At 43.8% G+C, this 25,664-nt stretch carries 24 protein-coding genes and 1 pseudogene; 6 read left to right on the top strand and 19 right to left on the bottom strand.

What is annotated here, in order from left to right; translation table 11 throughout:
- Positions 1-40 precede the first annotated feature (40 nt).
- From UQ64_RS07100 to leuC, 6 genes are all read right to left on the bottom strand, one after another.
- The gene (locus tag UQ64_RS07100) at positions 41-2,773 is read right to left on the bottom strand and encodes an S-layer homology domain-containing protein (protein WP_060622763.1); all 2,733 of its coding nucleotides are present in this window, start codon (positions 2,771-2,773) and stop codon (positions 41-43) included.
- Positions 2,774-2,860: 87 nt separating this feature from the next.
- A complete protein-coding gene (locus UQ64_RS07095; RefSeq protein WP_082651009.1) occupies positions 2,861-3,520 on the bottom strand; it encodes a GerMN domain-containing protein in 660 nt (219 codons plus the stop codon).
- A 114-nt stretch (positions 3,521-3,634) separates the two neighbouring features.
- Entirely contained in the window at positions 3,635-5,074 is a 1,440-nt protein-coding gene (locus tag UQ64_RS07090; RefSeq protein WP_060622762.1) for an N-acetylmuramoyl-L-alanine amidase family protein, read from the bottom strand.
- A 147-nt stretch (positions 5,075-5,221) separates the two neighbouring features.
- Positions 5,222-6,784 (bottom strand): N-acetylmuramoyl-L-alanine amidase family protein, encoded by a 1,563-nt coding sequence (locus UQ64_RS07085; protein ID WP_060622761.1) that lies wholly within the window; start codon positions 6,782-6,784, stop codon positions 5,222-5,224.
- A gap of 186 nt (positions 6,785-6,970) precedes the next feature.
- Positions 6,971-7,573, bottom strand: coding sequence for a 3-isopropylmalate dehydratase small subunit (gene leuD / locus UQ64_RS07080; protein ID WP_060622760.1), 603 nt, complete (start codon positions 7,571-7,573; stop codon positions 6,971-6,973).
- 29 nt (positions 7,574-7,602) lie between these two features.
- Positions 7,603-9,027 carry a 3-isopropylmalate dehydratase large subunit gene (leuC, locus tag UQ64_RS07075; RefSeq protein WP_060622759.1) on the bottom strand — a complete coding sequence of 475 codons (1,425 nt, stop codon included), beginning with the start codon at positions 9,025-9,027 and terminating at the stop codon, positions 7,603-7,605.
- Positions 9,028-9,421: 394 nt separating this feature from the next.
- Between leuC and UQ64_RS32805 the strand changes: the two are divergent.
- Positions 9,422-9,810: pseudogene (locus tag UQ64_RS32805) on the top strand (FAD-binding oxidoreductase).
- Here the strand turns inward: UQ64_RS32805 and UQ64_RS32800 are convergent.
- Positions 9,775-9,993, bottom strand: a complete 219-nt coding sequence (locus UQ64_RS32800) for a hypothetical protein (RefSeq protein ID WP_060622757.1) — start codon at positions 9,991-9,993, stop codon at positions 9,775-9,777. The pseudogene UQ64_RS32805 and the gene UQ64_RS32800 sit on opposite strands and share 36 nt — an antisense overlap.
- On the opposite strand from UQ64_RS32800, the gene UQ64_RS32795 reads away from it, so the two are divergent.
- Positions 9,946-10,140, top strand: coding sequence for a BBE domain-containing protein (locus UQ64_RS32795; protein WP_425339575.1), 195 nt, complete (start codon positions 9,946-9,948; stop codon positions 10,138-10,140). The two genes, UQ64_RS32800 and UQ64_RS32795, sit on opposite strands and share 48 nt — an antisense overlap.
- A 201-nt stretch (positions 10,141-10,341) precedes the next feature.
- Positions 10,342-11,253, top strand: a complete 912-nt coding sequence (locus tag UQ64_RS07060) for a LysR family transcriptional regulator (protein WP_060622756.1) — start codon at positions 10,342-10,344, stop codon at positions 11,251-11,253.
- Positions 11,254-11,336: 83 nt separating this feature from the next.
- On the opposite strand, the gene UQ64_RS07055 is transcribed toward UQ64_RS07060, so the two are convergent.
- Positions 11,337-11,534 (bottom strand): hypothetical protein, encoded by a 198-nt coding sequence (locus tag UQ64_RS07055; protein ID WP_060622755.1) that lies wholly within the window; start codon positions 11,532-11,534, stop codon positions 11,337-11,339.
- Between the two features lie 433 nt (positions 11,535-11,967).
- Between UQ64_RS07055 and proB the strand changes: the two genes are divergently transcribed.
- The 3 genes from proB to proC are packed head-to-tail and all read left to right on the top strand — an operon-like array spanning position 11,968 to position 15,274.
- The gene (gene proB, locus UQ64_RS07050; protein WP_060622754.1) at positions 11,968-13,071 is read left to right on the top strand and encodes a glutamate 5-kinase; all 1,104 of its coding nucleotides are present in this window, start codon (positions 11,968-11,970) and stop codon (positions 13,069-13,071) included.
- A gap of 36 nt (positions 13,072-13,107) precedes the next feature.
- Positions 13,108-14,355, top strand: a complete 1,248-nt coding sequence (locus UQ64_RS07045; protein ID WP_060622753.1) for a glutamate-5-semialdehyde dehydrogenase — start codon at positions 13,108-13,110, stop codon at positions 14,353-14,355.
- 49 nt (positions 14,356-14,404) lie between these two features.
- On the top strand, positions 14,405-15,274 hold the full coding sequence (proC, locus tag UQ64_RS07040; RefSeq protein ID WP_060622752.1) for a pyrroline-5-carboxylate reductase: 870 nt from the start codon (positions 14,405-14,407) through the stop codon (positions 15,272-15,274).
- 68 nt (positions 15,275-15,342) lie between these two features.
- On the opposite strand, the gene UQ64_RS07035 is transcribed toward proC, so the two are convergent.
- The 11 genes from UQ64_RS07035 to UQ64_RS06985 all read right to left on the bottom strand — a co-directional run bounded on the left by UQ64_RS07035 (position 15,343) and on the right by UQ64_RS06985 (position 25,624).
- Positions 15,343-16,068, bottom strand: a complete 726-nt coding sequence (locus UQ64_RS07035; RefSeq protein ID WP_060622751.1) for a hypothetical protein — start codon at positions 16,066-16,068, stop codon at positions 15,343-15,345.
- Entirely contained in the window at positions 16,065-17,168 is a 1,104-nt protein-coding gene (locus tag UQ64_RS07030; RefSeq protein ID WP_060622750.1) for a hypothetical protein, read from the bottom strand. The genes UQ64_RS07035 and UQ64_RS07030 overlap by 4 nt, the downstream gene beginning before the upstream one ends.
- A 21-nt stretch (positions 17,169-17,189) precedes the next feature.
- Positions 17,190-17,672 carry a hypothetical protein gene (locus UQ64_RS07025; protein ID WP_060622749.1) on the bottom strand — a complete coding sequence of 161 codons (483 nt, stop codon included), beginning with the start codon at positions 17,670-17,672 and terminating at the stop codon, positions 17,190-17,192.
- Positions 17,669-18,190: an RNA polymerase sigma factor gene (locus tag UQ64_RS07020; protein ID WP_245237906.1), complete on the bottom strand. Its 522-nt coding sequence runs from the start codon at positions 18,188-18,190 to the stop codon at positions 17,669-17,671. The genes UQ64_RS07025 and UQ64_RS07020 overlap by 4 nt, the downstream gene beginning before the upstream one ends.
- A gap of 160 nt (positions 18,191-18,350) precedes the next feature.
- Positions 18,351-19,103 (bottom strand): DnaD domain-containing protein, encoded by a 753-nt coding sequence (locus tag UQ64_RS07015; protein WP_060622747.1) that lies wholly within the window; start codon positions 19,101-19,103, stop codon positions 18,351-18,353.
- Between the two features lie 26 nt (positions 19,104-19,129).
- Positions 19,130-20,428, bottom strand: coding sequence for an asparagine--tRNA ligase (asnS, locus tag UQ64_RS07010; RefSeq protein WP_060622746.1), 1,299 nt, complete (start codon positions 20,426-20,428; stop codon positions 19,130-19,132).
- A gap of 21 nt (positions 20,429-20,449) precedes the next feature.
- Positions 20,450-21,658: an acetate/propionate family kinase gene (locus UQ64_RS07005; protein ID WP_060622745.1), complete on the bottom strand. Its 1,209-nt coding sequence runs from the start codon at positions 21,656-21,658 to the stop codon at positions 20,450-20,452.
- Positions 21,655-22,527 carry a 3-hydroxyacyl-CoA dehydrogenase family protein gene (locus UQ64_RS07000; RefSeq protein ID WP_060622744.1) on the bottom strand — a complete coding sequence of 291 codons (873 nt, stop codon included), beginning with the start codon at positions 22,525-22,527 and terminating at the stop codon, positions 21,655-21,657. Before UQ64_RS07000 ends, UQ64_RS07005 begins: the two co-directional genes overlap by 4 nt.
- Before the next feature lie 133 nt (positions 22,528-22,660).
- Positions 22,661-24,163, bottom strand: a complete 1,503-nt coding sequence (locus UQ64_RS06995; protein ID WP_060622743.1) for an AAA family ATPase — start codon at positions 24,161-24,163, stop codon at positions 22,661-22,663.
- Positions 24,156-24,698 carry a hypothetical protein gene (locus UQ64_RS06990; RefSeq protein WP_060622742.1) on the bottom strand — a complete coding sequence of 181 codons (543 nt, stop codon included), beginning with the start codon at positions 24,696-24,698 and terminating at the stop codon, positions 24,156-24,158. Before UQ64_RS06990 ends, UQ64_RS06995 begins: the two co-directional genes overlap by 8 nt.
- 407 nt (positions 24,699-25,105) lie before the next feature.
- On the bottom strand, positions 25,106-25,624 hold the full coding sequence (locus tag UQ64_RS06985) for a cell wall elongation regulator TseB-like domain-containing protein (RefSeq protein ID WP_060622741.1): 519 nt from the start codon (positions 25,622-25,624) through the stop codon (positions 25,106-25,108).
- Between the last annotated feature and the right edge of the window lie 40 nt (positions 25,625-25,664).

The following is a 25,664-nucleotide window of genomic DNA, read 5'->3' as shown; positions in this document are numbered from 1 at the left end:
GTGTCAAGACGGTGATTCACTCAGAAATCCACCATTGCTACTATTGTTTCACAATTTCAACCACGATATCATTATTGAAATACATTATAATATTATCATTTTCTTTCAGAGATTGCACGGACAATGTCGTATCTCCTTGATGAATATATACATTTGAAGCAAGAGTGAACTGATACTTATCGTTCAGATTAGCTCTCTTAGTCACCAATGAGTTCGTCGTACTATCATAGCGAGAGAATGAACGAGTTAACTGTGGCAACACACGAATGACTGTCGCTCCATCCGTGTCTTTACGAATCTCCACTCTGTCCGCTGTTGTTAAGTTACTAAGAGCAGTTGTTGTGGCGCTATCACGTATGATTCTAGCCCCACCGCTTACAACAAAGTTTTGTGCTGATCCAGCATACTCTTTTACAACCAATTTATTCGCTGCAGTATCGACTGAACTAATCTGGCCAGTAGTAAGCTTAACTAGCTGAATAGCGAGCGGAGTGCTTCCATCAAAGGTCACATTAAGAAAATCTCCCGATTTCACAGCTGAAAGTTTAATGCTCTCGCCAGCTTCATTTGTTAATGGAATAGCATAAGGATTAATTTCACTGGTCCCCCCATTCCATTTAATGCTCAAACGGTTGGTTCCAGAATTTACTGTTGCTGCTTCAACCTGAAGAACGGTCTTAACTTTCAGGACAGCGATTAAATCTTGACCAGCCGTTAACGAGGCTGTCACATAACTACCAACAGGAATATCTGTTACGGTTGGATTCGTTTTACCAAAGAGATCAATAAGCTGCGGAGAAGGCAGAGTCAAGCTTTGTCCGTCATTTAGCTTCAGAACTATAGTTCTTGCTGAAACATTGACAGCAGTAACGGTTCCTTCATACTTCGTAACAACTTCCAGAGACAATGCTCGTTGTCCGATTGCCTTTATATTCACCTTACGATTCTCGGTCAGTCTTGCACCAACACTAGTTAAGTTAGGTAATACACCTTCATAGGTGAGCTTTGTTTTTTCATCCAACTGAACGACATGGGCTTTTTTATCAGTGTCCATAACCGTTAGAAGTTGCGTTTTACTATTATAATCAATAACTGTCGCTCCACTAAACTGATCAATTTGACGGCTTAACACTTCAATCTTTATAACTTGATCACTGCTGTTCAGCGTAAGCTGAATCTTGTCCCCACCGACTGTATCAGCTATAAGATCATCGGCCACAGCACTATTCATGTTCGGTATAACAATTGCTGGCTTCGTGGCCAGTAACTTAACTTCACGAGTTCCGTCCGTTTTTTTATAAACAACAGTTGAACTGGTCAGTTCTGTAAGTACACCCTGAACGGTCCGTTCAATACCTTCTGTCACTTCTACAGACCGTAACACATTATCTTTAACTGTATATTTGACAGCAGAACCTGTCTTCAATTCTGCAGGCTGCAACACGGATGCTTGATAAGTGAATAATGAAGTTCCATCTTCCCATTTAAAGGTTTCCACCGTACCAGCAGCATTTTTAAACGTAATGCTTTTCCCAGTAAGATCTATACTTTGAACTGTACCTGTTGTCGTTTTGTTAACAACGCCTGAAGTCACTTGAACCTTGACCACTTTATGTGAACCACTATAAGTTTCACGCTGTAACGTAACAATGCTGTCTGCTACAAGCGAAGCAGGTTCAATTGAAGTCCCATTCGCATCTACAAAGGTAGTCGTTTCATCGTAGTAATATTCAGTGAACCCAGTAGCTGATTTCAGCCATAGCTTATTACCAGGTGCTACCATTGCGAAGCTTCCGGAAAGGCTCTCCACTTGTTGTGTAGGGTCAGTCACTTCAACATAGGCAGCGTTATATGTGGCTCCAATTACAGTAACCTTTGTGTAAGGTTGGATATCACTTAGATTTATTCTACTTTCAGAAGCGCTTGTGTAATAAGCGGTGCTCGCTCCCAGGGTATATGTAGAAGTCTTTCCGTTGTTATAAACGGATAGTTTCCCATCTGATAATTGACTGATTGTTCCTGATACTGTGTTGTCATATTCAACCGTATTGTGAGCTTCCGCACGGCTGAAAAAGGTCGCCAATTGAGCACGGGTCACAGCCCCTTGTGGATCAAAGCGATTACCGTCAAGACCATTGGCTAGTTTCAGATTAACAGCAACGTTGATGTACCCTCTTTTGTTTACAGACACTTTAGCATCATCCGCAAAGCCTGTCGGCGCACTAGCTGCTACGGCTGCATCTGCACTTTTACCTAGTGCACGAATTAAGAGTTCAGCAATCCATTCACGGGAAGCTTTACGCTCTCCCCAAGAAGTCTTTAGATTATCTGGAGCCATTTCGGTCGCCTTATCAAGTAGGCCTTGTTGAAAGGCCAACACTACATAATCCTTGTAATAATTCGTAACCTTAAAATCAGTAGGCAAGGCCACAGCTGAAGAATTATCCACTTTATCCTGTAACTTCATAAAACGTAATGCCATAAGCACGGCTTCCTGCTGAGTTACAGAATCTCCCGGGCGAAACAAACCATTATTTCCAACCACAATTCCTTGTGATGCTAATTTATAAATATGCTTTTCAGCCCAAAAGCCTGTCTTCACATCGCTAAAAATGCCTACAGATTGTGTATTGGTTGTTGCTGCTGTTGTAGCGGTTGTATCTGCAAATACTGCGCTTGCGCCACTAAAAATCATGGCTCCAGCCATAACAGCCGATACTGCTTTAGTAGAATAAGCCTTCAATGGACGTTTTGACCTTTTTTGCGCGGACAATAGATTATTCCCCTCTCTATGACTCAAATAAATAGTATAGTTTAAAGTTCGTCAGTTAGATTCTTTTATCCTTTGTTGTAATAACAATTAGCTATTATCTCTAGTCATAGGATGCATTAGGTCAACATGACCCATCAAGCTTTCAACCTTTTCACCATCCACTAAAACTTCGATGCTTTTTACTTCTTCAAATTGAAAATAGGTTTTTGCAAGTGATGAAATCGCTAAGGACTCCCCACCAGCACCCAGCTGTGCTTCATCCGGTTTATGAATATCCATCACAATTTGACCATCAACAAACTTTAACGATTTCAGTTCAATCTTGCCCCATAACGATACAAGGTCAGTATTCTCGTTGCTTCGCAATGCTTTGAACGTCTCTGTATATTTCTCAACATCGTCAGAGAAGCTAATGCTGGTCTTAGCAGGAATCAGATCCATAATTTGTGAATCCGTATAATATGCATCGATACTCTGGCTCCGTTTTTGCTTCTCATCTGCTACTGGCTTCGCAGTTGCCTGAGTTTCTGTGTTGTTATTATCTGCTGTCGGTTGCGGAGTGCTAGCCACTTCGTTTCCTGGATCATCGCTTGGAGCCGGTGTACTTTCTCCCGCACCACTTACAACATTTGAAGTATCTTGCTCCACACCATTTGCTGGTGCCGCAGTAGGCTTGTCTCCACAGCCAGCAATTACTAGCAGAAGCACTGTTGCGATCCCAATTGTACTCCATTTTTGTTTCATCATTAATAAACGCCTCCTCTAGATGAATACGGGCAGACAGGTACCGCAAAACCACTTCTTGCCTTTTAAAATAAAAGCAGAAAGCTGACTTTGCGGCGCTCGTCTGCCACTGGTCTGTTATTTTATACCCAAATATTCCTTAATCCCACTCACTATTGAAGCCGCAACTTTGTTTTGAAGTGCATCTGTAAAGAGCAATGCCTCATCTTTTTTGTTGCTAAGGTATCCCACTTCAAGTAATACTGCAGGCATTTTCGTTTCACGGATAACATGGAAATTCCCATAACGTACACCGCGATCGCTAAGCCCTGTAGCTTGAACAAGATATTTATGCATCACGTTCGCCAATGTTTTACTGGCTTCCCGTTGATAATACGTTTCTGTTCCACTAGCTGAAGAGGAACCTGAGCTATTGGCGTGTACAGATATGAATATATCAGCTTTCAAATTATTAGCCATAGCTGCTCTTTCTTTAAGCTCCAAGAAAGTATCATTACTTCGTGTTAATACGACGTCAATATTACTTTCTTTTTTCAGCAATTCAGCTGTCTTAAGTACGATGGCCAAATTAAAATTCTTCTCATATTTACCTGTAACACCCACTGCTCCAGAGTCTTTAGCTCCATGTCCTGCATCTAATACTACTAGCTTTCTGCCGTTATTTCCTGGTTGTGTTGTAGTATCATCAGTACTTTCCGCATTTAGATCGATTACAACCAGCTTAGAATCGTCTCCAGTAACGCTAACGTTGTAATTCTTGGCATAGTTCAAATCGATTACAAAACGCACTGTATAAGGATTCGTGCTATAAAGAGAGTAACGTACTCCTGAGACATCGGGATAATCTTTCACTTCCAAGCTACCGTTAAGGTCAGGGTCAAGGATCTGTCCTGTGCCAAATAGGTCTGAGAAGGTGGCATTAGGCAAATCAACAACTAACCGATCCGGCCCAGTCATCACTGTCACTTTCGGTACTGAATTACCCTCCATGGCAATGCTCAAACGATTTTCACTAAAGCTCACACCATTTACCATCGTTAAATTCTTAGAAGGATCTACTGGCGGTACAACCTCAGATCCACCATTTTCAGTATTTCCACCTGAACTACCGTTATCATTTGAGGATCCTGGGGTAATAAGATACACACTCTTCTTCACGTTGTCCCACGAGACATTTAATCCAAACTGTTCACTTATAAACCGAATCGGTACAAGTGTCGTATTACTACGAAGGATCGGTGCCGTAGTAAGTGTTACTGTCTTGTCATCAACTGAGGCTATCTTTTGATTCACGACCAGTTTGATGACCTTTCCTTGCTGTTCAATCGTAACCGTCTTGCTCTTCTGATCCCAACCCACGTTATATCCAAGGCTTTCAGAGATCAACCTTAACGGCACCATGATTGTATCATTCACATTCTCAACCGGGACATTTTGCCCTGCGGTCAGCTCCTTGCCGTCCAGATAAATCTTGCTATTCCCGGCAGCAGCTTGTCCGTTCTCAGGCAAAACAAATACTAAGAGCAACAAAAACAACATCAAACTGAATTTCTTCATTCTTCACCTCTAAATCTAGTATTCGCCTGTGAATGGCGATCGTGATGGCCTGTCTACGTCAACCTCAGACCTCTATTAGACGCTAATAATCTATAAAGGTTGCGAATATATTCCATAAAAATTGAGAAATCTCACCAACATCAAGCATTAAAGTCCTAGATATTCCTTAATACCGGCTACAATTTCTCTCGCTAATTTGTCTTGAAGCTGCTCACTATACATCCCTGATTCATTTCCTGAATTAGTAAGATACCCCACTTCTAGAAGTACTGCCGGCATACGAGTCTCTCTTGTAACATGCAGACTTTTCGTTCTTACTCCGTTGTCCTTGAATCCAGTACCTGCTATCAGATGTTTGTGCATGATCTGAGCAAGCGGCAGACTCTCACTTCGTGAATAGTACGTTTCACTGCCATTTATTTTGTCTCTATTCGGATAACCCAGCTCCAGTGAATTCCCATGCACTGAAATAAATAGATTAGCCTTAGCCGCTTCTGCGATATTTACACGATCCTGAAGACCCAACGTAATATCTTCAGTCCTAGTAAATACGACGTCAACTAAAGCTTCCTGTATTAGTAGAGTTTGTACTTTACGGATAACCGCCAGATTGAAGTCTTTTTCCAGCTTACCCGTGAGACTGACTGCTCCAGATTGTGTCCCTCCATGACCCGCGTCGAGAACTACAACTGGCTTTCCAGTCATCCCGCTACCACCTGAGGTGTTCCCTTCACTGCCTGTAACATTCAAATCTAGTGTCACCAGTCCAGTACTTTCATCCGTACTTAATTGATAAGGCTGGCTACCGATCGTTTGAATCACGAACCTAACAGTAGAAGGACTTACACTGAACAACGCATACCGGATCTCAGAAACTAGAGGGTAACCAGTAACATCTAGCTTTCCTTGCGGACTTCCGTTTGCGGTAACACTCGGTAGGCCTCCTACGAACTCAGGAGCAAAAGCCGCACCGGGAAAATCTATGACGATTCGATCTGGACTGCTCATTTTTGTGATGCTAGGTTTAGGAGCCCCAGAAACAGCGATAATTAAGCGATTCTCAGTGAAGGCTGCCCCATTTACAAGCGGACCTGCTACATTCACACCAGTGCTCCCTGGTACTGAGGATGATTGTGGTGTCGGTGAGGGCAAAATACTTCCAGCGCTTGTGCCATTATCCATGCCGGGTGTATTAATCTGAGAAGGAGTACTTGTTGCTGTTGGACTAGTAACGGTTCCCTCAGGTGTAGCCACCGAAGCTTGTCCACCCGTCAAATAGACCGTTTTATCGCTATTATCCCAGCCAACCTTTAGACCGAACTGCTCACTTACGAAGCGAATTGGAACGAGAACTGTACCACCACTTTGCTTGGGTGCTGCGTTTAAATCAAACGTTACTCCATCCGCATCAGCTGTTTTTTTTCCTACAGCCAGCTCAATGCTTTTTCCATCCTGGAGAACCGTTACTTTGCGGGCCTGCTGCTCCCATAATACCTCAAATCCAAGATTCTCCACTACCACTCTGACGGGAATCATAACACTACCATTGACGTTCTCAAGTTTAATTCCTTTCGGTAAAGCAAGCTCTTGATTGTCCATAATAATTCTGCCTGAGCTGCTACCAGCTGCGGCAGCTTCACGTCCAGTGAATGATAGTAATAATAATGGCAGCAACAATAGTAGCAACGTTCGATACCCAACTCTTCTCATTTTCCCGCTCCTTCTGCAAGTAATAGATCTAGATAAGTACTAAGACGACAGAAATCACCAAATGTTTCCTTTATCACCAATCAATATTTCGATTATAGCAAAAAAACTTCTATTTCCGACACCCGGAAATAGAAGTTTTGCGTAATCTTTGTAAAAGTTAAGAATGAAACCAGTTATATCCTATTATTAAGAGAATAACTTAGCCGCATGACGCTCTTCATACGCAGCAATTTCATCCGCATGCTGAAGGGTTAATCCGATATCATCCAGACCTTGCAGCAAGAACTGACGACGGTGCTCATCCAGCTCAAAGCTGATGCTCAGTCCAAATTCATCGTGAAGTGTATTGCTCTCAAGATCCACGGTCAACTGGTAGCCATCATGCTCGGCTGTCCGATTAAACAGCTCATCCACTTGCTCTTCCGAAAGCTTGATCGGCAAAATGCCATTCTTAAAGCAGTTGTTGTAGAAGATATCTGCATAAGAAGGTGCAATGACAACTCTGAACCCATAATCCATAATTGCCCAGGGTGCATGCTCCCGTGAGGAACCACAGCCAAAGTTAGCACGTGAGATCAAGACAGAAGCACCTTTATAGCGTGGTTTATTCATTTCAAAGGCAGCATTATCGTTACCAGCTTCATCAAAACGCCATTCGTAGAACAAAAATTGTCCAAATCCTGTCCGTTCAATCCGTTTCAAGAACTGCTTAGGAATAATTGCATCCGTATCTACATTCACTCGGTCAACTGGTGCAACAATTCCTGTTAATTTTTTAAAAGCATCCATAGTTTTATCCTCCCGTGTTCTCTCTAGTTCTATGAGCTGACGGCTTCCGTCTTATAATTCCAATCACGTACATCAGTGAAACGACCCTTTATCGCAGCTGCAGCAGCCATAGCTGGGGATACCAGATGCGTACGTCCACCACGACCTTGACGTCCTTCAAAGTTACGGTTCGAGGTAGATGCACAGCGTTGCCCAGGTTGCAGTACATCAGGGTTCATCGCAAGGCACATGCTGCATCCCGCTTCGCGCCATTCAAAACCCGCGTCAGTAAAGACTTTATCAAGCCCTTCCTTCTCAGCCTGCATTTTAACACGACCAGATCCAGGAACAACAATGGCAGTAACCTTGTCAGAGACTTTATGGCCTTTTGCTACCACGGCTGCGGCTCTCAAATCTTCGATCCGTCCGTTAGTACAAGAACCGATAAATACATAATCAATTGGAATTTCTGAAATAGGTGTTCCAGGAGTCAAATCCATATATTCAAGCGCTTTTTCAGCAGCTTTGCGTTCATTTTCAGTGGTGAAGTCAGCCGGATTGGGTACGCTAGAGTTGATATCTGTACCCATGCCCGGGCTAGTACCCCAAGTCACTTGTGGAACCAATGTCTCCACATCGAATTCAACTACCGTATCATACTGAGCACCTTCATCACTAACAAGACTCTTCCATCCTTCAACAGCAGCGTCATAAGCTTCACCTTGCTGCACATATTGACGTCCACGCAGATAGTTAAAAGTAGTTTCGTCAGGAGCGATCAAGCCTGCTCTTGCTCCGCCTTCGATCGACATGTTGCAGACGGTCATACGTTCTTCCATCGACAGCTCACGAATAGCTTCACCTGTGTACTCAATTACATAACCTGTTGCAAAATCAGTACCATACTTAGCAATAACACCAAGGATCATATCCTTTGCTGTTACACCAGGATTGCGTTTACCTGTGAAACGCACCTCCATAGTCTTAGCTTTGGATTGCTGCAAACATTGGGTAGCCATTACATGTTCAACTTCACTAGTTCCGATACCAAAAGCCAGCGCACCAAATGCTCCATGTGTGGAGGTATGGCTGTCGCCGCAAACGATAGTTTTGCCAGGGTGCGTCAAGCCGATCTCAGGTCCCATTACGTGTACAACGCCTTGATCGATATCATTCAGGTCGAACAATCTCACGCCAAAATCAGCACAGTTCTTGGAAAGTGTATCAATTTGTTGTTTGGAAATTGGATCTTTAATGTTAAAACGATCCTTGGTAGGAACGTTATGGTCCATCGTAGCGAACGTTAGCTCAGGACGGCGAACCTTACGGTTACTGAGGCGAAGGCCTTCGAATGCTTGTGGAGAAGTTACTTCATGAACCAAATGCAGATCGATATAAATAATGCTAGGTTTACCTTCCTCTTGATGAATAACATGATTATCCCAAATTTTCTCAAACATTGTCTTGTTGCTCATAATTTCACCTCATTAATAGAATCGTTCATTGGAAGAGAGCGTGGAGTCTCTCTTGAATGATCTAAATATAACATCACCTTCTTTATAATTCCAAGATATGATATCTATAGAACTGATAGGTTGAACCTATAAGATAAACTAAAGTATGTTATACTACTCGTTTTGTTTATGTGGATCCTCTTTATTGTTCTTAAAGGCATATGATCATTCTCTCTTACAATTGACCTCTAGGAAAGTTTCACACCGCGTCAGCCCACTCCATAGACCAATGCCCTTCATACTATATTACGTGTTAGTAGCTTAAAAGGAGTTGGAACGAGTTATTTTCAAAGGTGATCAAGGGTATGAAACGGCACGTAAGAATTGGGATCCGCATACCGACAAATACCCGAAAGTGTTTGTCTTCGCACAAAAAACACAAGATGTTGCGAACGCCATAAAATGGGCTAATGAGAATAAAGTCCCCATCCGTGCAAGAAGCGGTAGACATTCTCTGGAGGTTAATCTTTCACAAGTCACCGGAGGAATTGTCATCGATGTAAGTGAAATGAAGAAAATCAAACTAAATAAAAAATCAGGAACTGTTGTTGTGGGTACCGGAAGACAGTGGGGAGAATTGCACACATGCTTGCTGGGCAAGGATATATGGCTCCATTCGGCGATAGCCCTACGGTTGGAATCGGAGGCATCACCCTAGGCGGGGGTATCGGACCGCTCCAGCGAACCGTTGGCCTTGTTAGTGATAATCTAATCGAACTCGAAATGGTTGATGCCAAAGGGTGAATTATTCGTTCCAGTAAGAATAGTAACGCTGATCTCCTCTGGACTTCCCGCGGAGGTGGCGGGGGTAATTTCGGAGTTTACACCAGTTACAAATTCAAAGTACGTCCTGCTCCAGCTTCCGCTACCGTATTTCGCATCACCTGGCCTTGGGATCAGTTCGAGAAGGTATTCAAAGCTTGGCAAATCTGGGCTCCAGACCAAGGAATTAAAAATTCCGGACCGGTATATTATGGAGCGAACTATCCTAGAATACGGAGAGTCAAAGCTAAATATGACCCGGGAAATATATTCAACAACCCTCAAAGCATCGCTCCGGCCCGTAATGCATAGTAGAGTTCCAATGCTGCACGTAATTGGGTAGCATCGAAATTAGACCGGCAAACATAAAGAACTCCAGCGAATACTGGTATACCACACCTTCCCACTTGCCGGTCAGTACGTTCGTGCACGAACTCACATGCGAACCTATATAAAACTTCAATCTCATAGGCTATACTTATAAGTAAAAATGATCTCCTAAGGAGTTTATGCATGGAACTGAGACAACTACAATATGTACTGCAAATCGCAGCCGAAAAAAACTTCTCCCGTGCAGCGGACAAGCTGCACATTGCCCAACCATCACTTAGTCAGCAGCTTTCCAAGCTGGAAAAAGAGCTCGGTGTAATGCTGTTCCAGCGAAATACCAGCTCCGTTGAACTGACCTATGCCGGATCTAAATTCGTAGAACAAGCGCAAATCATCATTGATGGCGTAGAACTGCTGCGACAAGAAATGTCTGATATTTCCGAGCTACGTACCGGGCGTGTCGTCGTAGGCAGTATGCCGATCACAGGTGCACATTTACTACCGCATGTGCTTCCGGTTTTTAAACAGAATTATCCCGAAGTAGAAATCACATTGCTCGAAGACTCCTCCATGAATCTAGAGAAACTCACTGCTAGTGGTCAGACTGATTTAAGCCTGCTCTCATTACCGCTCGAAATTCCAGCTCTAGCTTACGAAGAACTGGGAGAGGAAAGAATTGATCTTGCAGTCCCACCTGAGCATCCACTCGCTAAACGTAGCTTAGATGGAACTAAGACCTCTTTGGAAGAACTAAAGGACGAGCCATTTATCGTACTTAAAGAAGGTCAAGGATTCCGTAAAATGACTATGGATCTATGTCGAAACGCTGGCTTCGAGCCAAAAATTGTCTTTGAGAGCAACAACATGGAAACGGTTCAGTCACTGGTGGCTACTGGCATGGGAGTAACTCTTGTGCCTCATTTTATCGCTCGCGCACCACGGAGTGAATTCGTCCCTGTTTACTTACCTCTCGCTGATCCTGCCCCTAGCCGTACACTAGTCGTAGCCTATCGACGTGGACGTTATTTATCCAAAGCCGCAAAGGCTTTTGTAGAAACATTCAAATCAACCGTATCTGAATTAACTGAAGAATAGAATATACTCAAATATAGTGCCCCAGTTAACCATCTTCTTGGTTATTGGGGCACTTTATTTGAGTATAACTCTTCTAAACATCTTCATTTACGCATATTACGCTGTGTAATTAGGCGGTTCTGATCATCCGACACACGTGCTTTACTTGGATCAACCAATCCCTTATCAACTGGAGTACCGGTGTGCTCTTCCACAAATTCACGAGTCACACTATTTTGAAACTCTGCAACTTCGTTTGAATCTTGGTTCTGTCCCTGCTCGGCATTGTTGTCTTTAGTCAATTTAATCCACCTCCTGGTAACAGATTATAAGTACTTTACCCCTTCTCTTTGAGGTTAAACATAATATTTAGAGCTTTCTGCAAGAAGAGTTATATCCTTCGTTTTTCCTTTGCAATGCAACGAGCTCCATGGTATTCTATTGAAAATAAGTGAAACGTGCAGACGGGACCAGTAAGAATGAGTCTAACCGCGCCTAGAGAGTAGATTCCGACAGGCTGAAAGAATTTACCGCGGTTTTCGTTCCGAATCCTACCCCCGAGCGGCCTGTGTCAAGCAGGACGGATCCTCCCGTTATGAGAATGAAGTCGGATGATACCTCATCAATGAAGGTGGTACCGCGGAAGTTTACAAGCTTTCGTCCTTTGCTAAGTCTAAGGATGGGGGCTTTTTGTCGTTTTCAGGATCTATAAAAATACTGAGGAAGTGAACAGAAATGACGACACGAATCGTAGTCAAAATAGGCAGCAGCTCACTGACTGGAACGGAAGGCGGATTGAATCGCGAAGCCGTCTCCTTCTTCGCATCAGAGATTGCCGAATTGAAGAGAAACGGCTGCGAGGTGTTATTAGTAACCTCCGGTGCTGTAGCCGCAGGCTTTCGCAGTATCGGTTATCCTACACGTCCGAAGCTGCTACATGAGAAGCAAGCAGCGGCAGCTGTAGGCCAAGTACTGCTCATGCAGGCGTATCAGGAAGCTTTTGCCGAGCATGGAATAACCACTGCACAAATCTTACTAACCCGTACCGACTTTTGTAGTCGCAGAGCTATGAACAACGCTATGATGACGGTAGAAGAGCTGCTTCGCCAAGGAGCGGTACCGGTATTTAACGAGAATGATACCGTCTCCGTTGATGAGTTAAAATTCGGTGATAACGATACTTTGTCCGCGCTCGTAGCTAACCTGCTAAAAGCCACCAGATTGCTCGTCTTAACCGACATGGATGGCTTATATAGTGGAGATCCTCGGAAACATCCCGACGCTATTCGCTATCAGTTCGTTGATGATATTACGCCGGAGATTTATGCTATTGCTGGTGGAGCCGGCTCTAGTGTAGGGACAGGTGGCATGCGTTCAAAAATCGATGCTGCCAAGATCGCTACAAGAGGCGGTGTGCCCGTCTTTGTCGGGAGAGCTACCGAGCCCGGGGATTTACAACTCGCAGCGTCAGGCTCGGGCCGAGGTACTTATTTTGCAACCAAGTTATCTTCTTTACCCGTTAAAAAGCAATGGCTTGGGTTCATGTCCACCCCACTCGGCTCCTTATATGTTGATGAAGGCGCCGTTGAGGCGCTACTTCATGGCGGTCATAGTCTGCTGCCTGTCGGCGTCAAGCAGATCGAGGGTAACTTCCACGCTGGTGATGTTGTAGAAGTCCTTGGCCCTGACTCCAAGTTGCTGGGACGCGGGATTGTGAATTACGATGACGCTCAGCTGCGCAGTATTCAAGGGTTACCAAGCCATCAGATTGTACCGAAGCTGGGTGAAGTACACCGGCTGGAGGTCATTCACCGTGACGAATGGATTACATTGAGGTAAGAAATTTTGTCCATATAAATTTAAGGAGGAATTGTCATGAGTGAAGTTGTAAATAAAGCAAAATTAGCCAAGGAAACCACTGGAGTATTAGCTAGTCTAACTACTGGCCAAAAAAATGAAGCACTCTTAGTTATGGCTGATGCGCTGCGCCGTGAAGCTCCAGCCATCATTGCCGCCAACCTGGAAGATTTGGAACGCGGACGCCTAAGCGGTACTCCTGAGTCCATGCTCGATCGACTAGCGTTAGATGTAGGCCGAATTAATAGTATCGCTGAAGGACTTCAACAAATCGCTGGATTGCCTGATCCGATTGGTGACACGCTAGAAACCATTGAACGTCCAAATGGTCTCAACATTCAGAAACTCCGTGTTCCACTCGGTGTCATCGGTATCATCTACGAAGCACGTCCAAACGTAACTGTTGATGCCGCTGGCCTGTGTCTTAAGACTGGCAACGCTGCCCTGCTGCGCGGTGGCTCCTCCGCTCTGTCCTCTAACCGAAAAATTGTCGAGGTTCTTCACAATGCTCTAGGAGGAACTTCAATGCCTAAAAATGCGCTACAGCTGATCGAAGATCCCAACCGTACCTCCGTTGATGAAATGCTCAAGCTCAACGGACTACTTGATGTAATTATCCCTCGTGGAGGTAGTTCTCTCATTCAAAATGTTGTGCTTAACGCAACCGTGCCCGTCATTGAAACAGGTGCAGGCATCTGCCATACTTATCTCGACGCAAGCGCCTTGCCAGAAATGGCTCAGAACATTAGTTTAAATGCCAAAGCACAGCGCCCTTCAGTCTGCAATGCCATGGAGACGCTGCTCGTTCATCGGGATTACGCAAACGAGTATCTGCTTTCTTTGGCCGAAGCTTTCCGTGATGTTAACGTTGAATTACATGGCTGCCAAGAAACAACATCTCTTGTCCCTTGGGCATTACCTGCAGCATTAGAGGACTATGCTACAGAATATAACGATTATATCTTGAATATCAAAATCGTCAGCGCTTTAGACGAAGCTATGCAGCATATCGCCCAGTATGGCACGAAGCACTCGGAATGTATCGTAACAGAAAATCCGGAGAACGCTTCACGCTTCTTACAGGAGGTTGATGCCGCAGCCGTTTACCACAATGCCTCAACCCGCTTCACTGATGGCTTTGAATTTGGATTTGGTGCAGAAATCGGCATTAGTACACAGAAACTCCATGCCCGTGGACCGATGGGTCTGCCTGCTCTTACTTCAACCAAATATAAGATTTACGGAACAGGTCAAATTCGGGGTTAGTGTCCATACATCTGTTTTTAATCACACTACTTTTAGGAGGATTTTAGCCATGTGTCAGCAACCTTCCATACCACTTATGAATCATAATATTGTATTTTATGGCGCAGGCTCTATGGCAGAAGCCATCGTTCGCGGGATGATTAGCCGTAGTATCGTGAAATCCGATAATGTTATTATGCTTAACCGTAGCAGTAATGAACGTCTGGCAGAACTAAGAAGCCGATACGGCGTAATGGGTACAAATGATCCTGAACAAAAAACAGATTACCTACGGAACTCACCAGTAATTGTGTTAGCTATGAAACCAAAAGACGCTGCAGAAGCGCTTCGGGGACTCGGCCCACTTCTTTCTCCAGATCAGATCATAGTCTCTGTAATTGCTGGATTGTCAATTCGAACGATGCAAGGTCTGCTTGGCAAAGAGCAACCTATCGTTCGTACCATGCCGAATACTTCTAGTTCCATTGGTCTTGGTGCCACCGGCATTGCCTTCTCCAAAGAAGTTGATGAGAAAGGCCGACGCCTTGCACTCAACATCTTTGAAGCTGTCGGACTTACGACAGTCATTGATGAAGAACGCATGGAAACCTTGACAGGTATTTCCGGCAGTGGACCTGCCTATATTTATTACATGATGGAGGCAATGATCGCTGCTGGTATACGGGGCGGGCTGCCGCTTGATCAAAGCACGCAGTTAACCGTTCAAACGGTTCTAGGCGCTGCCAGAATGGTACAACAAACGGGTGAGGAGCCAGCTGCACTTCGTAAGAAGGTGACATCCCCGAATGGCTCTACACAAGCAGCAATAGAAGTGCTCGAGCAAGGAGAATTCTTTGAAACTGTTATTGCGGCAGTAAACCGATGTGCTGAACGTTCCCGTGAAATGGGTGCTGCGCTTGAGAAAGAGCTACATTCGTAAAACTAAAAAGATCGCTTCCCATACCACATAGGTCTGGGAGCGATCTTTTTTTCAAGTTAAGACTATGATTAGCCCGTTACAACATTTCCATAAGTATCTCGAACAATCACTTTAACATTAGCCGGAGCCCCAACAGTCACGTCCAGCGTGTTCCTAGAATTATCGAATAGCAGATCTCTAGGCGTTTCACCTAAAATGATATATAGCGTATTCCCGACATGCTTAGTTTGAAGCAACTGTTGCTCTTGTGCTTCTTGTAGCTTCCCTTTATTTGAAGAATAACTTCCAAATACATTCAGCTCGTTTCCACCCGTTTGATCCACTTTAATTCCATATGGCTCAGAAGCTTGGATAATGATGGTACTAACGCCTTCTGGAACGGCTCCCTTCCAATCTGGCAATGCATAACTTTCTTCCACAGCTGAAACGGTACGGCGAAATTCCTGTGTTAATCCTAAAGAACTAAATCCCGCAAAAACCAAACAACATACAGCTATAAACCCAACGAACAGAACGCTTAGCACGTCATAATACATTTTTCCTTTTCCACGAAACCATAAAGTGTATATCACAATTTCTAAGCCTAATAATATAAAAATGATCGGCCACCAAGCAAGCGTCGTCTCAAACACTTCTGCGCCCCTCCACTGCGAGACCATAATTAGTGCTCCCAAAAATAAAAGGCTCAATCCCATGGACAACGTTCCTACACGCCACCGTCTTGATTTATCTTCAGTGACTGGATGCTCACTCGGAACAATAACGCCTTGCTGTAATTCTGTCGGATTATTCAAGAATGACCACCTGTCCCTTTTCTCCCTTTATTGTTCTTGCTTCCCGCCATCAGCTTCAGACCACCGCCAATCAATAGCACAGATACGATAATGGTCCTGAAATATTCATTGACCCTATACTCCAAGCGCCATTCAGGAAATCTGATATCAAGCGCGGGAACTGCGACATTAACTACAATGTAATACAGTCCTAAACACATCAGTGCAGCTCCAAGCCACCCTTGATGATTTAAGAATCCTTCTATGACTGGCTTATCCTGCAAGGGTTCACGTCCATGTCGGCTGACAAGCTGTAAACCATCGAACAAACTGTAAAACCAAATGACTGGGATCAGGAAGAAGAGTAACGTTAATCGCAGTAAGTCCATGACATAAATGCTTCCAAGGAACAGCAGCATGAGCTGTAGTCCTCTTTTTTGCAGCCCCAGATACATTTGTCCGGCCCCCGGAAAAGCAGATAGCAGTGTTGCCAAAACTTTGCTGCGGCGCCCCTCCTCACGACCAGCCTCCATCTCTTCGAACAAAGTGCGATCTACCAGCTCTTCTCCAGCTTGCTTGCGATGGATTAACTGAACCGCATCAAACATACAATATAACCAAATCACTGGTAATACACCAAATAGGAGAAGGAAAGCGTCACTTGACGTAATCCCTGCCAGGAATAACATCACGGTCATGAAACCGAAGAAAGAAATGAGGAAGGACAACCCTCGCTGCATCAGCCCCATATGAAAATGACCCAAACCAGGGATGAACGATAATAAGATTACATGTACACGCTCATTATCCTCAGTCTTAACGGGCATTGAAGAAAACTCAAACTTTGATCCATCTGGAGCCATTGCCGGAGTAGGCATCTGCAGCATTTTAACCACCAGATGCACCATCGAAACCATCCCGATGAGCAGGAACCCCATCACACCCATTAATAGAATTTCCTCAGCACCTTCAGCCACAGCTAATAAGAATGACATAAACAAGAAGCCAAAGCTTAACAGAAGATAAACAATTCCTTGTGGACGTTTTCCGATATAATAATGACCTGCTCCAGGAATCAAATTAAGAAAAAAAGCCTTTAATTTACTACGCTGCTGTTGCATGTTTCATTTCTCCTCTCATCACTATCTGCTGCCCATTAGCTGATCCAACCATCCGCTAGTAGCCTGTATGACTTGCTCGCTAAATGATGGGGAATTATCTTTTTTAGGGATCATAAGCTCCATTTGACCTGTGTGAAGCTTATCAAACATACCAGAAGACATTATCAACAGCGTAAGTGACGCGGCAACCGCATAATGAAAAATCGTCTTTTCATACCAGCGATATCGCCGTCCCCCTTCTTCAACCGTCACATGTTCCAATGCTGCTGAAGATTCCGTCATTTTAGCCCAATCCGCCATAACTCTCTCTGTAAAAACAGACGAATTCTCCAATGAAGGCAGATCCTCCTGTAGCTCATCCAGCATTTCCATGTAAGAAGTAAACGTTTCTTCATCTTCCATCAGCAATCGTTCCCAATCTTCTCTGATCGCCTCGTCTATGTGGCCTTCAATATAAGCTTTTGCTTGTTCACGTTGGATTGGATCGTCTCCACGCTTCATCATAGCCATTCGTCCTCCTTCCAATGATTTCGAATCCATTGTCTCGCCCTATATAATCTGGACTCCACCGTCTTCAGGGAAACCCCCTGCTCTGCAGCAATCTGATCATATTTTTTATGTTCCAGATAATAAGCCATCATAATTTCACGATGAGTTTCAGGCAGGTTATTAATTTCACCGAGCAGCCGATCCATCCGATCACGGCGTACAACACCTGACAACACATCCTCTTCGTTGGAAGCGGTCTGGCTCAGCACAAGCTCATAGTCAACAGGTAGTTCTCTAAGTCGATCACGTTTACGCTTAGCATCGATTGCCTTATTTAAGGCGATCCGTGTAATCCATGATTTCAAGCCTTGATAACGGTAGTCAGGGAGAGATTTGTACATTTGTAAAAAAGCTTCCTGAGCAGCATCTTCAGCCATCTTGACATCGCGTAATACAGAATAAGTAATTTTATAAATTTGCTGACTGTATGTATTTACAAATTGGCGGAACGCATCTTCGTCTCCCTGGCAAATCTGCTGGATTAATACCTCTTCTTCAATGACTCTCCCCTCCTTCCCACAGCAATAGACGCCTCCGATTACAACTACCCCTGCACTTTTTTATAAAAATATTAAAAAGAACCGCATTGACTTTAGCGATGGGCTAAAGCAATGCGGTTCTCTCCTGAACAATCTATCTTCCACCATTGCGGAATTTTTGTGTGTAGTTCTTAACATCCTGAGCGTTCTTAACCCGGTTACGGGCCCATTCCAGCAATATTCGATCAATATAACGGAAATGAACCTTTCCTGCAAATACAGATTCCTTCAGCGCTAACAGAATCAGCTCCTCGGGATACCGGTCTTGATCCACCCAACTAGATATCGTCTCACACTCCATTGGAGATAGCGGACGTCCGAATTCCTTTTCGAAAATACTGAACAGATTTCGGCTTTCCTCTTCAGCCCCAAGTTGAGAAGGAGATGAGGGGGGCTTTCCGCCGAATCCACCCCCTGAAGCAGCCCGCGGTGCCGACGTTGCATAGCCACCTACGTGCTTATCTTGCTCATGCTCTTGTACAACTGTCGCTAGATAAGCACCAAGTTTTCCGTATAACCCTGAGAAGTTGTAGCGTTCATAATGGATGTCTCTTAGCTCATCGTTGTCTCCATCGATGCTAATAAAACCTTCCTTCATAAGCTTCTGCAATTCTCCTGCTAGAACAGATATGCTACGGCCTGTTACAACCTGAAGCTCCTCGAGAGAAGGGAAGTCAATCCCTTCCACCTGCCTGAAAGAAAGCAGATGTATTAGCAGCATAGCTTCACTTCCGCTTAAATTCAGCTTCCGGTAATACTTCAGTAATGCGTAAGGTATGACGGCCATTCCGTTCTCCAGACCGAAGGAGACGCCTTCGCCCCAGGTACTCCATCCTTTGCCGTCCATGAACGTCCCCCTTCAAATATAAGAACTTATGGGTAGAGACGGTACAGTGTACGTGGGAATGGAATAGTCTCACGTACATGGTCAAGGCCACAGATCCAAGCTACAGTACGCTCAAGTCCAAGTCCAAAACCAGAGTGAGGTACAGATCCGTAAGTACGCAGATCCATGTACCATTTGTAAGAGTCCATCGAAAGATTGTGCTCTTTGTAACGCTCTTCAAGCAGTGCAGGATCATCGATCCGCTGTGAACCACCAATAATCTCTCCGTAGCCTTCTGGAGCGATCATATCCGCACATAGAACAACTTCCGGACGATTTGGATCTGGCTTCATGTAGAACGCTTTGAAAGAAGCAGGGTAATGAGTAATAAATACAGGTTTATCGTATGCTTCTGCGATTGCCGTTTCATGAGGTGCACCGAAATCATCACCCCAAGCAATATCTTCAAAGCCTTTATCATTCAAGAACTTAATCGCATCGTCATAAGAAATGCGTGGGAATGGAGCTTTGATATTCTCCAGCTTGGAAATATCGCGACCCACCGCTTCTAATTCCGCACGGCAATTCTTCAACACGGATTGCACTACGAAGCTAATAAACTCTTCTTGAACCTTCAAGCTTTCTTCGTGATCTGTAAAGGCCATCTCTGGCTCAATCATCCAGAACTCAATTAAGTGGCGACGAGTCTTAGATTTCTCTGCACGGAAGGTTGGTCCAAAGGAATATACACGGCCTAGTGCCATTGCCGCTGCTTCCATATACAACTGTCCGCTTTGTGTTAGATAGGCATCCTCATCGAAGTACTTCGTGTGGAACAAGTTAGTAGTTCCTTCTGCTGACGTTGGCGTCAGAATCGGAGGATCCACCTTTGTAAATCCACTCTCGTTGAAGAACTGTTGGATTGCACGAATAATCTCCGCACGAATTACCAGAACAGCCCGTTGCTTCGAGGCGCGCAGCCAGAGGTGACGGTGATCCATCAAGAAATCTACGCCATGCTCTTTCGGAGTAATCGGATAATTCTCTGTAAGATGCAGGACTTCAATTCCAGTTACAGTCATTTCAAAACCAGATTGACTGCGAGGTTCCTCGCGAATAATTCCGGTCACATACAAAGAGCTTTCCTGTGTGAGGCTCTTAGCTGCATCCCATACCTCTTCAGGCACTTCTGATTTCACTACAACTCCCTGAATATAACCTGTACCATCGCGAAGCTGCAGGAACTGAATTTTACCACTGGAGCGCTTGTTGTTTACCCAACAACCGATAACAACACTCTCTCCAACATGTTCATTCACGTTCTTAATTACACTCTTGTTAGCCATGCCTTCAATCTCTCCTCTAATTTAGCCGTTAATTCCTTGCACAATACGGTGTGTATCACGTGCAATGACAAGTTCTTCGTTTGTCGGAACTACTAGCACTTGTACCTTGGAATCTACCGTAGAGATACGACGTGGATCGCCGGAACGAACTTTGTTAGCCTCAGCATCCAACTCAATACCCAAGAAAGTAAGGTTATTTAGCAGTTTCTCACGAAGCAATGAAGCATTTTCACCAACACCGGCAGTAAATACGATCGCATCTACACCGTTCATGGCAGCCGTATATGAACCGATATACTTGCGCAAACGGTACTCATACATTTCAAAAGCCAGCGTGGAATTAGGCTCACCTTTTTCCATACCCTCAATAATATCACGCATGTCACTGCTTACGCCCGAAATTGCTAAGAGACCACTATGTTTATTCAACATGGAGTTAACTTCGCCTACGGACAATTCTTCCTTGTTCATCACGTAAGGGACAATTGCTGGGTCAAGGTCACCACTACGAGTACCCATCATCAAACCTTCCAGAGGGGTCATACCCATGGAAGTATCCACGGACACTCCACCTTGAACTGCAGTTACACTACCGCCGTTACCGATATGACAAGTAATGATCTTCAGATCTTCCAGCGGACGCTCCAAGTACTCCGCAGCAGCCTTGCTTACGAAGTCATGTGATGTACCGTGTGCGCCATAACGACGAACTTTATATTTATTGTACAGTACTCTAGGAATAGCGTACATATAAGCTTTTTCAGGCATGGTTTGGTGGAATGCAGTATCGAATACAACAACCTGCGGTACACCCGGCATGTTTACTTCAGAAGCCGTAATCCCCATCATTGCTGCTGGGTTATGCAGTGGTGCAAGGTCAAACAATTGACGAATTTTCGTCTTTGCGTCAGCATCCACAAGTGCAGAGGCTTTGAAGAACTCACCACCATGTACTACGCGGTGACCTACAGCATCAATTTCTTTAATAGATTCAATTACACCATGCTCTTTGTCTGTAAGACAAGCAAGGACTTTGCGGATCGCAGTATTATGTTCCAGAATTTCGCTTACTTCTGTCACTTCCGCTTTGCCAGTCGGTTTATGATTCAGAATGGAGGAATCCATTCCAATACGTTCAACCAAACCTTTAGCCAAAACCGATTCATCTGTCATGTTATACAGCTGATATTTCAAAGAAGAACTACCTGAGTTAATAACTAAAATATTCATACACGGTCACCATCCTTGTCGTACTTGAAGAAGCCTTCTCCTGATTTCATGCCCAGTTGTCCTGCACGTACCATCTTCTTAAGAATTGTAGAAGGACGGTATTTCAGTTCTCCGTATTCACGGAACATATTTTCGAGTGCGGCTAGTACCGAATCCAGGCCAAATCTGTCAGCCATTTCAAGCGGTCCATATTGGAATTGATAACCAATACGCATAGCATCGTCAATATCCTGTGCGGAGGCAACGCCCTCTTGCAGCACATGCATAGCTTCATTGATAAACAAGCAAATGAGGCGTGATGTTACAAATCCTGGGGATTCATAAATCATTACACCTTTTTTCTCAACAATCTCATCAACAAAGGATTTTGTATCTTCAAAAGTAGCATCTGAAGTTTTCAGACCACGTACAATTTCAACAAGATCTACTTTAGCTACAGGATATATGAAATGCATGCCGATAACGCGTTCCGGATATATTGTAGAACTTGCAAGTTCAGTCAAGCTAAGTGTTGACGTATTACTGGCAAGAATAATGTGGTTTGGACATACTTGATCCAGTTGATTTAATATTTTTTTCTTTTCTTCCAAATCCTCAACGATTGTTTCGATAACCATGTCACAAGAACTGAGCTCCGCGAAATGTGTCACTTTTTGAATGCGGCTAAGAATCAGCTTCTTCTCTGCTTGAGTGATCGCCCATTTCTCCAGTTGCTTATCTAGACTTGTCTCGATCATTTCGTAAGAGTAGTCCAGTTTCTCTGCGGTTTTCTCCACCAGTAATACATCCAGGCCTTTGGCTGCTAACATTTCAGCAATACCTTGTCCCATTGTGCCACCGCCGATGACACCTATTTTTTTGAAATTCATAAAAAAGTCTCCATCCTTTCAGGTATCTATACTTTTGTATTGTACCTTGTCTGTCGCAAAAATTTATAAAGCCCGACATATAATGATATCTTAGCATGCCTGAAAAGTAAAAAAAAATAACCAGCATAAATATTTATGCTGGTAAAAGGACGCTGTCACGAAATTGACATCGAAATTGCTCTCCAGAGAGTACTTCTTCCTTCATTAAAATGTCAAGAGAGTAATCAAATACATTTCGTTGCTTTTCAAGGTGCTCACGAGTGCGCGTCACCAACTCATCCAATATCTTACTATTTTCCTTCATAAGCTCTTCAGTGGTAACCATTTCCAGTTTGGCGATACCCAGCGAAGTTAAACCAGACTTCATCATCGTTTCCACGATATTCAGCGCCTGATCGAAATCACCGCGTGAACCTGTGCTTCGTCCACCATAATACATTTCTTCAGCCGCCGCTCCACCAAGTGCAATCATAATCTGATCTTCCAAATAATCTTTGGTGTACAAATACTGCTCTTGCTGAGGATTGTGTCGCACATATCCAAGGGCTTGTCCACGTGGAGTGAGCGTAACCTGACTAACGCTTCCGGGACGAAGGAGCTCTGCCATGATGGCATGTCCCAATTCATGAATAGCGACTCTCTTTTTCTCTTCGTGATTTGTTTCTCTATCCGTTTTTTCACCCATCATTACCTTGTCAATCGCCATCGACAGATGCCGCTGCTCAACTTTCGTCAAGTCCTCACGCATCATATAAATCGCGGCTTCATTCATGACACTTTCAAGCTGAGCACCGGAAAAGCCATAGGCTTCTTCAGCAATTTTGTCGAGACTCACATCTGGATGAAGAGGTTTATTCTTCGCATGCAATTCGAGAATCGATTTGCGGCCCTTTTTGTCAGGCATGTCCACTTGAATATGACGGTCGAAGCGTCCAGGACGCAGCAATGCCGAATCAAGCATTTCTTTCCGGTTTGTTGCAGCAACCAGTAGAATACGCGGTGTTTCGTTATTATAAATACCATCCATCTCAGTCAACAACTGATTTAAGGTCTGATCATATTCACGCTGCTGGCCGCCTTCACGTTTACCGCCAATTACATCAATTTCATCAATAAAAATAATAGCACTTTGTTTGTTTTCCTTAACCGCACGGTTACGAGCATCCTTGAACAAATCGCGGATCCGCCCGGCCCCGACACCAACATACATTTCTACAAATTCACTACCTGATGCTGCCACGAATACAGAGTTTGTATAATGTGCCGCGGCTCTTGCCATAAGGGTCTTACCTGTTCCTGGAGGGCCAGTGAGCAGAATCCCTTTCAAAGGACGAATCCCAAATTTACTGATTTCTTCATGCCGGATCAAAAAATCCAGTGCCTCACGAAGTTCTTGCTTCGCATTGTCTTGCCCACCAATTTCTTCAAAAGTGAGCTTTGAAGGTCCTACCTTTTTGCGTTTCTTATCAGCACCAGCGTTCACCGTAAGCCCGCCACGTAAATGAGCAATTATAAGTAATGCAGTAAGCATTCCAGCTGCTATAACAATTGGGAATATATTAATACCTAAAAAAGCCATGAAAATAAACAGCACAGGAATAAATCCGAGCAAAATTTCTTTAAGATACTTAGGCATTATTCCATACCCCCAAGGTCGCAGGTTTTCGCGGCAAAATAATAAATTTACTTTCTTTCCCATTACTCAAGCTTACGTACACATTGTTGTCGTCTATTTCAGTAGATGCTATCACATCTTTATATTCCGGATTTTGCACTTTCAATCTATCAAGTTCAGTAGGTATAATCGTATATTTACGGCTCTCCATGGCTTCAGCTACAGAGAACATCGCTTTATCCCAATAATCATCCAATAGTTCACTTGAATTTTGCTCCACATCCAGTTTCAGCTTACGTCCATCAATCACGGATTTTCCTTCTTTGGAAACATACGTTACCAGATCACGTAAATTCGTGCCCGGCTGCAAATCAAGTTTCAATGTGACCTCATCGCGGTTAATACTAATATGTGAATCATTTACTCCCTCAAATCCGGATACAATCTTTTGGAGCGGTTCCTGTAAAGCAAATTGATGATATAAAAAGAATCCTCCGAATAATAGCGTAGCGGACAGTAGAGACGTTATCAGTACAGGTACAAGACGTAATTTCAAGAAACGTCCTCCTCTCAAAGATGACAAAATGTAAACAGTATGATCCAAAATCATAGCTGTTAAGAGCTCATCAGAGCCTAACGTTCTACTAATACTGTTCTAATCACAAACAGTAGTATATCACAGGTGTATATACCAAATTTTAAAAAAGTGTGAAGATATTTAAAATTTTATTTTTTTTATTTCCATTTTATTAAATATATTGATTTATTCCGACAAAAAAAGGGCTGTTAATCCTAATTAACAGGCTTATTTCACATGTATATTTAAATATAATGTATTAAAATCACTCTTATAGTATATCATATTTCGTATACTTTTTGTATATCAATAAAGCATGTCATTTGAACGAGAAACAAGCGAACCATAAGTGGTCCGCTTGTTTCTCCTATAGTGTTTTTGTCTATTTAGCGGCTCGGTAAACTGTATCCTTCACCCATTCTGGCCCCATCTGAGAACCGATAAAATTGATAATAATACCGACCGCTTTGTTTATAGAAAAGCTGCCAAGCATACTCTCCGTTATATACTCCTGGCAACAACCGCTCAATGCTGATGTCCGGAAGATCCGCTTTTATAAGGCTACGCATTTTCGCTTCAGAGATCCCTTTACTTAGTTCCTCAGCATATACTGCGTCGGTGCCCTCAGCAAACTTCCCGTCTACAGTAAAACGTACCCATACCATTAACTCGGTCCCGGCTTCATTCTTCCCTGTTAAGACCCAGTACACCGCATTTTCATCCCACACGGATTTCTGCGCTTTGGTTACCTCTGTCAGACCAGCGTTGGTTTTGGCGACATCCTTAGCGATATCTCGCTCGTTCCATTGATCTTTCATAATATAAGCATAGAACTGGATAAGTCCAAACAGAAGGAGCAGAATCAGAACTGACCCCAGGAGGATCCATTTTTTCCTTTTCTTCAAGGTGCAGCTCCCTTTCTAGTAATATATCTTTTTTGATTAT

Origin of the sequence: Paenibacillus etheri, assembly GCF_001012825.1 — a bacterium.
Classification (GTDB): domain Bacteria; phylum Bacillota; class Bacilli; order Paenibacillales; family Paenibacillaceae; genus Paenibacillus_AQ; species Paenibacillus_AQ etheri.
This window is presented reverse-complemented; position numbering and strand designations above follow the sequence as displayed.

What these genes read in the sequence shown, in the direction of transcription:
- UQ64_RS07095 (WP_082651009.1), bottom strand. Translation starts at nt 3,520, where the DNA reads ATGATGAAACAAAAATGGAGTACAATTGGGATCGCAACAGTGCTTCTG.
- UQ64_RS07090 (WP_060622762.1), bottom strand. Translation starts at nt 5,074, where the DNA reads ATGAAGAAATTCAGTTTGATGTTGTTTTTGTTGCTCTTAGTATTTGTT.
- UQ64_RS07085 (WP_060622761.1), bottom strand. Translation starts at nt 6,784, where the DNA reads ATGAGAAGAGTTGGGTATCGAACGTTGCTACTATTGTTGCTGCCATTA.
- leuD (WP_060622760.1), bottom strand. Translation starts at nt 7,573, where the DNA reads ATGGATGCTTTTAAAAAATTAACAGGAATTGTTGCACCAGTTGACCGA.
- leuC (WP_060622759.1), bottom strand. Translation starts at nt 9,027, where the DNA reads ATGAGCAACAAGACAATGTTTGAGAAAATTTGGGATAATCATGTTATT.
- UQ64_RS07060 (WP_060622756.1), top strand. Translation starts at nt 10,342, where the DNA reads ATGGAACTGAGACAACTACAATATGTACTGCAAATCGCAGCCGAAAAA.
- proB (WP_060622754.1), top strand. Translation starts at nt 11,968, where the DNA reads ATGACGACACGAATCGTAGTCAAAATAGGCAGCAGCTCACTGACTGGA.
- UQ64_RS07045 (WP_060622753.1), top strand. Translation starts at nt 13,108, where the DNA reads ATGAGTGAAGTTGTAAATAAAGCAAAATTAGCCAAGGAAACCACTGGA.
- proC (WP_060622752.1), top strand. Translation starts at nt 14,405, where the DNA reads ATGTGTCAGCAACCTTCCATACCACTTATGAATCATAATATTGTATTT.
- UQ64_RS07030 (WP_060622750.1), bottom strand. Translation starts at nt 17,168, where the DNA reads ATGCAACAGCAGCGTAGTAAATTAAAGGCTTTTTTTCTTAATTTGATT.
- UQ64_RS07025 (WP_060622749.1), bottom strand. Translation starts at nt 17,672, where the DNA reads ATGATGAAGCGTGGAGACGATCCAATCCAACGTGAACAAGCAAAAGCT.
- UQ64_RS07015 (WP_060622747.1), bottom strand. Translation starts at nt 19,103, where the DNA reads ATGGACGGCAAAGGATGGAGTACCTGGGGCGAAGGCGTCTCCTTCGGT.
- asnS (WP_060622746.1), bottom strand. Translation starts at nt 20,428, where the DNA reads ATGGCTAACAAGAGTGTAATTAAGAACGTGAATGAACATGTTGGAGAG.
- UQ64_RS07005 (WP_060622745.1), bottom strand. Translation starts at nt 21,658, where the DNA reads ATGAATATTTTAGTTATTAACTCAGGTAGTTCTTCTTTGAAATATCAG.
- UQ64_RS07000 (WP_060622744.1), bottom strand. Translation starts at nt 22,527, where the DNA reads ATGAATTTCAAAAAAATAGGTGTCATCGGCGGTGGCACAATGGGACAA.
- UQ64_RS06995 (WP_060622743.1), bottom strand. Translation starts at nt 24,163, where the DNA reads ATGCCTAAGTATCTTAAAGAAATTTTGCTCGGATTTATTCCTGTGCTG.